We start from the raw sequence: 13195 nt of genomic DNA on the forward strand, positions 1-13195 counted from the left end.
ATCAATCCGAGGTCGCGCCGGTCTCCTTGACCACGCGCGTCCATTTTGTGAACTCGGTCCTGATTAGCTCGCCGTACTGTGCTGGAGTCCCACCAGTGGGTTCTGCGCCCTGTGCGTGCAGTGCCGAAATGGTCTCTGGGTCTTTCAGGACGGCGGAGATCTCGCGATTAAGGCGGGTGACGATATCGGTGGGTAGACCGCGCGGGCCCACGATACCTTGCCAGGTGCCCGAGTCGAAGTGGGGCACAATGGTCTCGGCCAGTGTCGGCGTATCAGGGAGAAGAGATACGCGACGGCTGGTGGTCGCCGCGATAGCGCGCAGCTTGCCGTCTTTGATGAAGGGCATTACAGCATTCAGGCTGCCCGACATCATGAAATCGAGACGGCCGGAAAGCAGGTCCGGCAGGGCAGCGGCATTGCCCTTGTAGGGGACGTGATTGAACTGCGTCCCGGTCTGGGCAGCAAACAGAACGCTGGTCAAGTGATCAATGGTGCCGTTGCCAGAGGAACCAAAGTTCAGCTTGCCAGGTTTTGCCTTAAGCAGCTTGAGAAAATCCTGCGGCGTTTTTACGGGTAGTGCTGAGTTGACGATGAGCACCAGCGGGACGGTAACCACATAAGCCACGGGAGTGAAGATCCCACCTGGATTCAGCATCGGCTTCTGGAACAGGGCGGGCGAGATGGCAATAGACGAACTGTTGTAGAGCAGTGTGTAGCCATCCGCGGGCGCCTTCGCGACCTGCTCAGAAGCGATGTTGCCACCAGCACCCGGTCGGTTTTCCACCACAACCTGTTGACCCAGACGATCACCCAGCTTACGGGCGATCACGCGCGCAATGATGTCGGTGGGCCCGCCCGGGGAGAATGCAACCACCATGCGCACGGGTTTGTCGGGATATGTACTTGCGTGAGCAGTGCCACCCAGCACGGCGGTGCCAGCAGCAGCCGTGGCCAGTAGGGTGTGCAGGACTATACGCCGGCGCGTATCGGCGCACGCCTTATTTGAAATCATGATTGGGTTGTCTCCAACGGTTTTCTGATTGACTTGTTGTTGCCGGGCCAAGGCCTGCGGCTAAATTGTCTTGTTCGATGCTGCGTGAGGCGTTGTAGCGAGCGTCAGTCGCAACGCACGCTCATCCCGCCATCGACCACGAGTTCCGCTCCGGTGACAAAGCGTGCCTCGTCCGATGCAAGGAACAGTGCTGCATTTGCGGTGTCCCGGCCATCGCCCATAAAGCCTAGCGGGATGCGTGCCACGCGCTGCGCGAGCAATGCTTCGACATCACCGCCGGCACGTTGTCCGGCAAGACGTGCCTCGACCATCGGCGTGTGCATTTGGCCGGGGATGACGGTATTGACGCGGACATTTTGCTTTGCGTACTCCACAGCCACGACGCGCGAGAACTGGATGATCGCGGCTTTGGCTGAGGCGTAACCAACCTGTGCTGCACCCGTCCATCGGATCCCCGAGGTGGAGGCCGTATTCACGATGGCACCGCCGCCCTGGCTTACCATCAGCGGCAGAACGTGCTTGCAGGCCAGGAATACGCTTTTGAGGTTAAAGCTCAGCTGCGCATCCCAGCTTTCTTCACTCAAGTCCACCGGCCCGCCGCGCGCCGAACCTCCAACGTTGTTGACAAGGATATCGACGCGGCCGAAGCGAGCTATACAGGCCTTGACCATTGCCTCTACCTCGGCGGAGTTCGTCATGTCGCACGTATGGGGTTCAACGTCGCCCTGAACCGCATGCACTCGCGCCAGCGTTTCTTCCATGGCGGCAGCGCTCTTATCCACGGCGAAGATCTTGGCACCCTCCTCGGCGAAGCGCACCGCGACGGCGCGCCCATTCCCCCAGCCAGGCCCAACGCAGCCCGCACCGGTCACGATAACGACTTTCCCTTGCAATCTTCTCGACATAATCTCTTGGTCCTTCCTACCGGTTGTCCGTGATTGGTGTGCTGTCAATAATTCGTATGGGCTTTGCAAGCAGCAATACCGCTCAACCTGGCGGCAGGCCAAGCTCCGAGGGGGTGCCATCGGGTGGCATAACTTCGAAGGCGTTGATGGTCATGGAGATCAAGGTGTAGTACCCGGCTAGGCCCACCAGATCAATTATGCTGTCCTGACCCAACACCTCCAGTGCCTGGTTGTATAGCGGTGTGGGGATTCGGTGTGCTTCATTGAGACTTCGCATCACTGCGTAAACGACGGCCTCGTCGTCGCGCTCAAACAGCGGTGTCGAGCCCGTACGGATGGCCTCCACGATCTCCGCGCTTACCCCGGCTTTCAAGGCCAGCGGCTTATGAGCCCACCATTCAAACTCCGCAGCCCAGAATTGACCCATCATCAAGATGGCCAACTCAGATAGCCGTTGTGGTAGAGACGAGTCGTAGCGGCAGAACTGGCCCAGTGCCTGGGCGCTGGCCGCCAATTTGGGACGATGCAGCCAAACGGCGAGTGGCCCGCGAACCTGTCCGCGCGGGCCAGCGACGATAGTATCGTGCACGGCACGCTGCTCAGGGGTCATGTCGGCAGGTGCGAGGGGAGGGATTCGTGTCATAGGGGCTCTCGTCAGGCAATGCGATTGGCCATCGCGGCTGCGCGAACGGAGAGTGCAGGTCTGCTTGCGGTTGACATGGAGTACGGTACCCGCGTACTTAGATGTCTTGTCTCCGTATCGTTCTAGTGCGATGTACTGCGAAGTTGGCTGCATTGTGCGTAGCATCCGGATGGTCCGTCCAATACATTTTTCTTGGCAGACTAATTCCAGTTTAGAATCAGTCGCTCTATTCCCGAATTGAGATAGCTCCATGGAAATGCGAGACCTGAGAATGTTCCTCGTTCTGGCTGAGGAGTTGCATTTCGGCCGGGCGGCAGAACGGCTGCGTATATCACAGCCGCCCTTGAGCAAGCACATCCAACAACTTGAGGCACAGCTAGGGGTGATGCTGTTCGACCGGAACAAGCGACATGTACGGCTGACGTCCGCTGGACGTGTATTGGTTCAAGAGGCACGCCGTATGTTGAATCAGGCGGATCTGGCGATGGAGGTAGTCCGGCGCGCGGAGCATGGGGAGACGGGTACTCTGCGTATCGGCTTCGTTGCGGCGGTGATTTACATTGGTATCGAGAAACATATCGAGCGGCTTGAACGCGAGCTGGCCGGCGTGGAGACGGTGTGGGAGGAGATGGGGTCATCCGAGCAGGTGGAGGCCCTGCGGCGTGATCGTATCGATCTTGGTTTAGCCCAAGTACCCATGGGCGTCGGGGAGATGAGTGCACACCTATTGGCTCGCACACCCCTGGCAGCAGCGCTGCCAGCATCGCACCGACTTGCCCAGCGGCAGCGAATTGACCCCGCTGACCTTGCGGAAGAGGCCTTTGTTGTTATTCCGCGAGAGAGCGCGCCGGGGTACTTCGACTTGATCGTCTCGACCTGCTTGCAGGCGGGGTTCAGTCCCAATATTCGTCACTATGCCAAACATTTGTTGTCGGTGGTCAGTTTGGTGGCATTGGGCCGGGGAGTATCGCTTGTGCCACGCACTTTGGGGCGGGCGGCTCTGCCAGGGGTGGTACTTAAACCCCTTGTTGGTGTGACGGCACAGGCGGAGTACTCAGTAATCTGGCACCCGGAGAATCGGTCCCCGGTTCTTTCGCGGGCCTTGAACTTGCTCGGCGTTTCGGAGGCCGGATAGCCGGATATGAACGAAAAGTGGCTGGCACGCCAATCGATTCGCAAGTGAATGTGGGCGTCATTGGATATCTGTCGGCACTATCACTGTCAGTTGGAAAGGGTATTGGATTAGAGGGCAAGGGGTCGCTAGAGTGTAGAGGACTTGAATCACGGTAGCTCGCTCTACAAATGCCAGCATGAAGAGGACAATATGGGTAACGATGCACTCGTCAGCAGCCAAACCAACGCGTACGCACAGCTTCTGGCGGGAGAGGAACAGGACGCGTCCCGATTCCTTGTAGAACGGAATAATGAGATATCCATTGAGGTTTATGCTCTCGGAACCGGACCGTCAATTGTGCTTCTGCCGTCACTTGGGCGGGGCGCCGTCGATATGCTCGAGTTAGCAAAGCCCCTCGAGAGAGCTGGGTTCCGCGTACTCTGCCCCGAGCCGCGTGGAAACGGCGGGAGTACTGGACCGCTGGAGAACAAGACGCTGCATGACTGGGCCGAGGATATCGCTGCGGTCATAGAGTACGATCAGTCGGGGCCCGTGGTGGTGGTAGGTCATGCACACGGGAACTGGATTGCGCGTACGCTTGCTAGTGACCGTCCCGATCTCGTGAAAGCACTCGTATTACTGGCTGGATCTGCGGGCAAGGTGCCAGCAGGCGTGGACGCGCTGCCTATCCCGCCTGAGATTCGCGCCACCATCGAAAAATGCGGTGATACGACTCTTTCAAACGAAGAGCGCCTAGAGAGCTTGCGGCAGGTCTTTTTTGCTCCCGGCAATGATGCTAGCTTGTGGCTGGGTGGCTGGAATACACGTCTCCTTACAATGCAGACGTTGGCGCAAAAGCGCACACCAGTCGATGAGTTCTTCGCTGGCGGTGTTGCCCCGATTCTGAACGTCCAGGCGGAACACGATGTCATTGCGCCGCAGCGCTACGCTAATGTCCTACAGGACTTCCTTGGCGAGCGTGTCACCACCCTCACAATCAGCAATGCTGCTCACGCATTGATACCTGAGCAGCCTGAGGCTGTGGTTTCGGCGATTCTTTCGTACTTGCAAGGCAATGAGTCTGGATCGCCACGGCATTGAACGCCATCGTGGCCCGCCATGGCGGGCCACCGCAAGCGCTGCTCGCACCAGCTACACTTGATTGGCTATCACGGCACTCATTACCTCTCCAACGACCTTTTGCACCAAGTCTGATGGACTCTTCTGCCGCCAGATTGCATAGATCTGGATTCGGCCAGCGGTATGCTCCAATTCGCGGAAGCAGAGACCGTTGAAGTCAGTGTTGGCATAGGAGCGTGGCACCAGAGCGACGCCCAACCCCATTTTTACCATCTGAAATATCGTAAGAGGATTGCGGGCGAAGTGCGCGATCGAAGGGCTGAATCCAGCATCCACGCAAGACGCCACGAGACCGTCGAACAACGCCGGAGCATGCTCGCGAGAGAAGGCAACCATCGGCAGGCCATCAAGGTCGCCGAGCCGGAGGCTCGGCTTGGCCGCAAGTGCATGATTTGCCGGAAGAACGATCGAAAACTGCTCGGAAAAAATGGGACTCTTATTGAGTCCTTTTCGGCTTGGAACCGAATGGACAATGCCGATATCCAGCTTATCTTGCATCACGGCCTGTGCTTGGTCTTGTGAACCCATATCCGTAATAGCTACCTCGATGCCCGGGAAGCGTGTGGCCATTCGTGTGAGGATAGTTGGGAGGACGTGAAAGATACCAGAGGTCACCATGCCGATGCGTATGGTGCCAACTTCGCCAGCCGCTGTACGCACTGTCGTGCTAACCGCGACACGCAATTGGTCAAGCACATTCCGACTTTCGATGAGGAATGTCTTCCCTGCATCTGTAAGTCTGACCTCCCGCCGGGTCCTCTGAAGCAGTTCAACGCCCAGTTCCTCCTCCAGCGCTTTGATCTGGTGGGAAAGCGGCGGCTGAGACATGTGCAGCCGAACAGCCGCGCGTCTGAAGTTCAATTCCTCCGCGACCATCACAAAATAGCGAAGCTGCCTTAGCTCCATATACGATCTCAAAATAAGTGATGCACATAATTGCGCGTCGCCGGTATCAAAGTACTTCACGAACGGTGACTTTGTAAAGGCCACAATCCCTTCCTCCGCGCTAGTGAAACACAAAATGGAAGTCAATTTCGAGATCAGGTGTTCGTATCGAACCGCAGCTCGATCGAGGGATAGCGCTGCGAGAGGCCGCCGCCGGTTGTGATACCGAATCGCTATTACTCAGTGAGCCATTCAATATTGGACGCTCTCGCGGCAGGAACCTAGAGTGGGCTACGCGGGCGGCTCCTAAGTAGCAGGCGGTCATAGACCTGAATGTCAGTGGGGCGCCAGGGCATAACGAGAAAGGAGACGCTTTGAAGACAATTGCCACCACACCAAGACGGCGGCGGCTAGTGCTCGCCGTGACTATGGGCGCAGCGTTGCCGCTCATGCTCGGAACCGTTGCAAAGGCGCAAGGGGAGTATCCGGTTCGGCCCATCAAGATGGTGATCCCCTATACGCCGGGTGGATCAATCGATACCGTTGGCCGGCTGATTGCCGATCAGTTGCAGAGGCAACTGGGACAGACGATCGTGATTGAGAATCGACCAGGAGCATCCGGCATGATCGGCTCGGAGATGGTGGCGCGCTCCGCGGCTGATGGATACACCTTGCTTTTCAATGCATCAAGCCAAGTGTACCTTCCATTAGTTGTTAGCAAGTCCCCGTACGACGCAGAGCGCGACTTCACGCCTATTGGACAAGTGGGTTACGTGCCATTGCTGGTAGTCTCTAATAACGAGATACCGGTAAAGACATTGGCGGAGTTCTCCAAGCTTGCGCAAGCGAATCCGAAGAAGTACACATGGGCAACCTCTGGCCTGGGCACCACCAGCCATCTGGCCGAGGAGATGATTCGGCACGCATTAAAGCTTGATATGGAGATCGTCTCCTACAAGGGAGCAGTGCCGCAATTGGCCGATGTTATCGGGGGTCATGTCTCTGCTGCGGTGTCTCCCATGCCGGGAGCGTACCCCTTCGTCAGAGGTGGGAAACTAAGGGCCATTGCGGTGACCAGCAAGAGCCGCCTGCCGCAACTGCCTGCTGTGCCAACAGTGGCGGAGAGCGGAATGCCAGGCTTCGAATTGCTCTCATGGTACGGCATCTGGGGGCCGGCCAATATGCCTGCAGGAGTGATTCGTAAGCTTGGAGTTGAAATCGCGAAAGCCGTGCAAGCACCAGTGATGAAGGCACGCTTCCAAGATCTGGCATTCAAAACGGTCAATTCGACTCCGGAGCAGTTCAAGAAAGTCATCCAAGAAGACATGGAGAAAATTCGTAAGGTGGTAAAGGACGCCAATATTCGCATCGATTGAGGTGGAGACGATTTCTATTTTTGCCTTTCATTAAGGGGTTTTGATGATTACCAGACAATTAGCCGAGTGGATCTCTAGCGTACGTCATCAAGATATTCCCAATAGCGTGACCGAGACCGTACGGCTGCTCGCGCTCGACACGTTCGGTGCTGGCCTCACAGGGCACGATGAACCTTGGTCAAAGGCGATCCGTGATTGGGCGAAGAATGGTTATCAGTCCTCCATTGAAAGCGGTGCGCAACTGTGGGGGAGACCCGGTGCCACCTTCCGTGCGAGCGATGCTGCACTCGTCAACGGTGCGTCGTCGCACGCATTTGAACTGGATGACTTTCACAACGCAAAGGTCCATCTGGGTGCTGTCATCGTTCCGACGGTTTTTGCGTTGGCGGAGACACTCAAAGCCGCACCGGAGCGTGTTGAAACAGCGATCGCCGTTGGCTATGAAACGATCATTAGAAGTTCTCTTTCGTTACAGCCAGGCCAAGCCCGCATGAGAGGTTGGCATTTGACTGCGGTGTGTGGCCCTTTAGGAGCCGCCGCCTCCGCGGCCGTTCTGTTAGGGCTGGACGCCACGCGTACGAGCTGGGCGCTTGGTCTAGCAGGAACACAATCGGGAGGCTTGTTTGCGTTTGCATGTGATGGTACCGATTCAAAGCGACTGCACCCCGGACGTGCCGCCCACGCTGGAGTCATGGCGGTAGAGATGGCGGCGCTTGGGCTGAGTGGACCGACGTCGATATACGAAGCGGAAGACGGTGGCTGGCTTCGTGCCTTCGCCGATAATCCGCTACCCGATCGGCTAGTTGCGGGCCTTGGCAGTACTTGGCATATGCCGGCTACCAACTTCAAGCCGTATGCGTGTTGTGGGAGCGTGCATGCGCATGTGGACGCTGCACTAGCCCTGCGGCCCCTTTGGGAGTCGGGTCGGCACGTCCGGGCAGGCATGGCAAAAGTGGTGAGGGTGCAGTGTGGCTACGAGTATATACCGAGCAGCGCACTCAACGCCCAGATGAGCGCGCGCTACGCAATCGCGGTGGCCTTGTTGGAGGGAGCCGTTTTGCCCGGCCAGTTCGCATCTGGAAAGTTGCATGATGCGGTGATTACCAAACTCGCAAACGACATAGAATTGGTGCACGATCCGCTTCTCGATGGGCAGTACCCAGCTAACTTCTGCGGGTGGGTGGAGGTAGAGACCAGCCCAGGGCGTTTCGAACGCGTTGAGTTACTAAACCCGTCCGGTTCCGCCACAAATGCGGAGCGTCCCAATGCGATTCGATCAAAATTCGCATCGCTGGTTGGACCAATCCTACCTCCCGATCGAATCGGACTGCTGATTGAAGCTTTCGAAAAAATGGCCACTACTCCGGTGAAGCAAATTTTGGCATTGGCGGCCATTCCGGCATAGTATCTCGAGGCGCCGTGGCGGCGGCATCCGGAGTCCGAGGAAGCACACGCAACACATCTAGATCGTGTCGGATATGACGTAGTCGGTGCATCCACATTTGGGGGCATCGAAGCGGTGGCTCGCCGTCCGTTAGTTCGTTTCAGGACGGCACAGTGACCCGTTTTCCAGCACGGCGCACTGGTCATGCCGGCGAATCATCGAGCCCCCAATTCCATCTGATGGAAATGTAGGGGTGCGAATTCGACAAAAAACATCTACTCTCACCTCCATCAATAGGCCCACGGGGCATGTGCAACCAAGCACTATCCGCTCTCGTGCCAATAATCATATCGGAGACAGAATTGGTAATCCATTCTTCCATCCTTATTCGAAAGATCACAACGCTGTCTTTTGCTTTCGCCACCGCTGGCGCGTTGCTTCCATCGACCAGCGCGGCTGCCTTTCCCGAAAAGCCGATTCGAATTGTTGTTCCATTTGCCCCTGGAGGTGGTACAGACCTTATTGCGAGAACAATGGGAATCACGATGTCGCAGGAGCTTGGTCAGCCGGTAGTGATTGACAACAAGCCAGGTGGCGGGACCATCATTGGCACAGATGCTGTTGCGAAGAGTGCGCCGGATGGCTATACGATGGTGATGGCAACGCTGGCGCACGCTGTCAATCCAAGCATCCATCCGAAATTGCCATATTCGACCGATAAGGCATTCGCGCCCGTCATGCTGGTGGGCCGGTCGCCCAACGTGCTGGTAGTGCGACCGGATAGTCCTTATAAGACTGTAAACGACATCATCACGGCAGCTAAAGCGAGGCCCGGAAAGTTGTCGTATGCCTCGCAAGGACCTGGGACATCCGCACATCTTGCCGGGGAATTGTTTAAGTCACTCGCGAAAGTCGACCTGAACCATATTCCATACCGCGGAGCAGGTCCTGCTATTACCGACTTGCTCGGCGGGCAGGTCGATGTGATGTTTGCGACGGCAGCAGCCGTCGGCGCGCACATCGAGAGTGGCAAGCTGCGAGCGATCGCAGTGACGACAGCGGAGCGTTCGCCAAGCCCGGGGTTGGCGAAGATTCCTACTATTGCGGAAAGCGCCGTGCCCGGGTATGTGGCGGAGAGCTGGTACGGTTTGTTTGTGCCAGCAGGCACACCGGCACCGGTGATCAACCGCCTGAATGCGGCGGCAAAGAAGGCGGTGCAGACCGAAGCATTTCGCAAACGAGCCGAGTCTGAAGGCCTCATGATTAGCGGCGGCACCCCCGATGAATTTGGACGTTACGTCCGTAGCGAAGAGGTCCGTTGGGCCAAAGTCGTGAAGGACGCGAAAATTAGCGCTGACTGATGAACTCGGGCGAACAAGAGTTGCATTTCCATAGGTTACGAGACTGAGCATGACCAATACTTCCTTGATTACCCTCGGCGTCGAAGCAGGGATCGCTACGCTGACGCTCAATCGCCCGGACAAGCGTAACGCAATTAGTGACGACATGCGGACGGAATTGATTGCCGCCCTTGAGCAAGTGACGCAGGACAGGTCGATTCGCGCGTTGGTCTTGACCGGAAACGGAAAAGGCTTCTGCGCGGGTGGCGATGTGGCAGGCATGCAGCGGCGGATGGATGCTCCGACTGGTGAAGTGGCATTCAACGGATGGTCGCGCCAACAGCGCGTTCACCACACTGTTGCCCTGCTACATAACATGCCCAAGCCCACCATCGCCGCAGTGAACGGAGCGGCGGCCGGGCTTGGAGCAGACATGGCAATGAGCTGTGATTTCGTGGTGGCATCCGAGAGTGCCAGCTTTGCCTGGTCTTACATCAATCGCGGGCTGATTCCAGATGGCGGTGGCATGTATTTCCTGCCGCGTCGTACCGGCCTCTCTAAGGCAAAGGAATTGATCTTCAGCGGACGGAGGGTCGATGCCGGGGAGGCGCTTCAATTGGGTATCGCAGATCGCGTAAGTCAGCCGGAGTCGCTGCTGGCAGATGCTAGTGCCTGGGCCGCAGAACTGAGCAAGGGATCGGCTACGGCACTTGCCTTAGGCAAATCGATCCTGAATCAGACCTTCGAGTTGCCGGCCAATCAGGTATTCGGACAGGGCAGTCTCGCACAGGGCATTTGCTACACAAGCAGCGAACACCGTGAGGCAGTCCTGGCATTCCTCAGCAAATCTGCTGTAAAGGGTTGATGCGATGAACGCAGATCTCTCACCTTCCGCCATCGCGCGATTGATCAAGCCGCGCAGTGTGGCAGTCATCGGCGCGTCTGCCGATCCCGCCAAGACCGCCGGCCGGCCAGTCTCCTATCTCAAGAAACACGGTTTTAGCGGCGCGATTTATCCGGTCAATCCGAAGGTCGATTCAATCGACGGTATTCGCTGCTATCCGGATATTCAATCGTTGCCGGAAACTCCGGATGTCGGGATCATCTTGCTTGGGGCCGAGCGCGCTCATTTGGCTGTACGCGAACTGGCCGCGCGCGGGACTGCCGCCGCAATTGTCCTGGCGAGCGGCTATACGGAAACTGGTGCCGAGGGAGCGCGCCGGCAGGCCGAACTTCTTGACGCTGCTGGCAGTATGCGCCTGCTCGGGCCAAATACTATCGGCCTGGTGAACCTCACGGATAGCATCCCCTTGTCGGCGAGCGGCGCGCTGGAGATGGATCATTTCCCTGCCGGGAATATCGGCGTGGTATCGCAAAGCGGCGGTATCCTTGGTGCGCTGTTATCTCGCGCGGCAGCTCGTGGGATTGGCCTTTCCAAGTTGATATCCACCAGCAATGAAGTGGACCTCGATTTGGCGGACTTTGTCGACTACCTAGCCGATGACGATGCAACCTCGGTGATCGCCCTGTATGTCGAGAGTGTGCGCAACCCTGAAAAATTCCGGGCAGCGGCGCTGAAGGCCGCTCGCGCTGGGAAGCCAGTAGTCGCTTTCAAGATTGGACGTTCGGAGGCGGGGGCGCGAGCAGCTGTTTCCCACACCGGCGCGCTTGCGGGGGCGGACCGCATGTACGACGCGCTGTTCAAGCAGGTCGGAGTAATCCGAGCGGAATCCTTCGCGGATTTGCTCGATATGCCTGCTGCACTGGCTACTGGCAGGGTGCTGCGGGGGAACCGGGTTGCGATCCTGACATCCACGGGTGGGGCGGGCACGTTGGTGTCCGACAGTCTCGGTGTCTCTGGTTTCGAGACACCGCCTCCGGACGAACAGACCGCGCAGCGTTTGCGAGCGCTGCAAAAAGGCGACCACGCGGCCCTGGACCGTAATCCCATCGATGTCACCCTGGCAGGCTTGCAGCCAGATCTGCTGCGCGAAGCAATCAAGACCCTTCTCGATAGCCCGACCTACGATGCGGTGGCGATCATCGTCGGTTCCTCCAGCCTCGCAATGCCAGACCTCATGGCCGGCGCCATCCAGGACTGCCTGCCTCTGAGCGACAAGCCAATTCTCGCCTATGTCAGCCCACACGCACCTCAAGTCGCTTGCTTGCTGAATCAGCGCGGCGTTCCGGCATTCAGTGCGCCAGAGAGTTGCACCATCGCGCTTGGAGCTATGCTGCGCGCTGGCCGATACCAGGAGTTGTCGAACGAATCCACTTCCGCAGTTCCGGTGATGACCGCTGACTTCCATGAGGGGGCGCTCGATGAGGCGGCCGCAAAGCAATTGTTCGTGCGGTTCGGTATCCCCGCCGTGCGGGAGACCATCGTGTCCGGTGGCGACGAGGCAGAAGTTGCCGCCCGCGAACTTGGTGACCGCGTGGTACTGAAGATTCTCTCGTCGGAGATTACGCACAAGAGCGATATTGGTGGAGTTGCTGTCAATTTGATGCCAGAGAACGTGAAGGCGCGACTGGCAATGATGGCTGATGACGTGCTTGCGAAGACCGGGACGTTACCCGATAGATTTCTAGTTCAGGAGATGGTGAGTGGAGGCGTAGAACTGATCCTAGGTATGCACCGCGACACACTTGGCACGGCAATTCTGTTAGGAATGGGGGGTGTCACTGCGGAGTTGTTCAAAGATACCACTATGCGCATGCTTCCAGCCTCGGGTGGCTTGTCTCGTGCCGAGGCATTGGCTATGATCCGCGAGCTTAAGACATGGCCTCTATTGGATGGATTCCGCGGGCGGGCTAAGACAGATGTGGACGCGCTGGCCGATGCGATCGTGGCATTTTCAGTCATGACTGCATCCATGGGGGAACGCCTGGTGGAAGCGGAGATCAATCCAATCTTCGTGCTACCGGAGTCCCACGGAGTGCGTGCAGCGGATGGTGTTGTGGTGTTGGGAGCTTGAGTGACAGCGTTGTCTTTTGGATGAATCCCATTTGATTTATAAGGTAAGGATTCGAGAAAGTGGATGGGTGATTGTTATAAATTGAATAATGGTGGGAGCTGCTCGATGATGGCAGGTCCCACCTTTGTTATGTAAAAAATAGATTGGTTTTTTCTCAGGTCAGCCAGGATCTAATAATGATTTTACCTGCCATCCGTTGATAAGGGTGGATCATTATGGAAATCGCGAATCCATAAAATTGGCATTCCTCAGGTGGCGTCGCGATATCTTCGGCAACACCGGATAATATTAATGTTAACGGTTGCTTGCGTCACTCAGGTGATACATTTCCGGGGATTTTAAATAATATCCATTGTTTCCTGCTACGAGAAAAATCAGCGGCGCAAGGGAACCAGATGGCACAGAATAGCATGAGCCTAAA

At 57.2% G+C, this 13195-nt stretch carries 11 protein-coding genes; 7 read left to right on the top strand and 4 right to left on the bottom strand.

Annotation, left to right across the window (positions count from 1 at the left end; translation table 11 throughout):
* Window position 1: 1 nt before the first annotated feature.
* The 3 genes from AC1RQC_RS32000 to AC1RQC_RS32010 form a co-directional block, all read right to left on the bottom strand.
* A complete protein-coding gene (locus AC1RQC_RS32000; RefSeq protein ID WP_492808797.1) occupies window positions 2–1012 on the bottom strand; it encodes a Bug family tripartite tricarboxylate transporter substrate binding protein in 1011 nt (336 codons plus the stop codon).
* A gap of 104 nt (window positions 1013–1116) precedes the next feature.
* Window positions 1117–1917, bottom strand: coding sequence for an SDR family NAD(P)-dependent oxidoreductase (locus AC1RQC_RS32005; protein ID WP_492808798.1), 801 nt, complete (start codon window positions 1915–1917; stop codon window positions 1117–1119).
* An 82-nt stretch (window positions 1918–1999) separates the two neighbouring features.
* A complete protein-coding gene (locus AC1RQC_RS32010; RefSeq protein ID WP_492808800.1) occupies window positions 2000–2560 on the bottom strand; it encodes a carboxymuconolactone decarboxylase family protein in 561 nt (186 codons plus the stop codon).
* Between the two features lie 250 nt (window positions 2561–2810).
* Here AC1RQC_RS32010 and AC1RQC_RS32015 point away from each other — a divergent pair, with 250 nt between their 5' ends.
* Together AC1RQC_RS32015 and AC1RQC_RS32020 are read left to right on the top strand one after the other, a co-directional pair.
* Window positions 2811–3695, top strand: a complete 885-nt coding sequence (locus AC1RQC_RS32015; RefSeq protein WP_492808801.1) for a LysR substrate-binding domain-containing protein — start codon at window positions 2811–2813, stop codon at window positions 3693–3695.
* A 189-nt stretch (window positions 3696–3884) separates the two neighbouring features.
* Window positions 3885–4775, top strand: a complete 891-nt coding sequence (locus AC1RQC_RS32020) for an alpha/beta fold hydrolase (RefSeq protein WP_492808803.1) — start codon at window positions 3885–3887, stop codon at window positions 4773–4775.
* A 51-nt stretch (window positions 4776–4826) separates the two neighbouring features.
* Here the strand turns inward: AC1RQC_RS32020 and AC1RQC_RS32025 are convergent, their stop codons facing one another.
* Window positions 4827–5780: a LysR family transcriptional regulator gene (locus AC1RQC_RS32025; protein ID WP_492808805.1), complete on the bottom strand. Its 954-nt coding sequence runs from the start codon at window positions 5778–5780 to the stop codon at window positions 4827–4829.
* Between the two features lie 293 nt (window positions 5781–6073).
* Between AC1RQC_RS32025 and AC1RQC_RS32030 the strand changes: the two genes are divergently transcribed.
* The 5 genes from AC1RQC_RS32030 to AC1RQC_RS32050 all read left to right on the top strand — a co-directional run bounded on the left by AC1RQC_RS32030 (window position 6074) and on the right by AC1RQC_RS32050 (window position 12774).
* Window positions 6074–7075 (top strand): Bug family tripartite tricarboxylate transporter substrate binding protein, encoded by a 1002-nt coding sequence (locus AC1RQC_RS32030; protein ID WP_492885639.1) that lies wholly within the window; start codon window positions 6074–6076, stop codon window positions 7073–7075.
* Between the two features lie 43 nt (window positions 7076–7118).
* The gene (locus AC1RQC_RS32035) at window positions 7119–8480 is read left to right on the top strand and encodes an MmgE/PrpD family protein (protein WP_492808808.1); all 1362 of its coding nucleotides are present in this window, start codon (window positions 7119–7121) and stop codon (window positions 8478–8480) included.
* A gap of 374 nt (window positions 8481–8854) precedes the next feature.
* Window positions 8855–9820, top strand: coding sequence for a tripartite tricarboxylate transporter substrate binding protein (locus tag AC1RQC_RS32040; RefSeq protein WP_492885651.1), 966 nt, complete (start codon window positions 8855–8857; stop codon window positions 9818–9820).
* Between the two features lie 49 nt (window positions 9821–9869).
* Window positions 9870–10664: an enoyl-CoA hydratase/isomerase family protein gene (locus AC1RQC_RS32045; protein WP_492885641.1), complete on the top strand. Its 795-nt coding sequence runs from the start codon at window positions 9870–9872 to the stop codon at window positions 10662–10664.
* Window positions 10665–10668: 4 nt separating this feature from the next.
* The gene (locus AC1RQC_RS32050; RefSeq protein ID WP_492808811.1) at window positions 10669–12774 is read left to right on the top strand and encodes an acetate--CoA ligase family protein; all 2106 of its coding nucleotides are present in this window, start codon (window positions 10669–10671) and stop codon (window positions 12772–12774) included.
* The last annotated feature ends 421 nt before the right edge of the window (window positions 12775–13195 follow it).

Source organism: Cupriavidus sp. GW822-FHT03E04 (genome assembly GCF_058801495.1).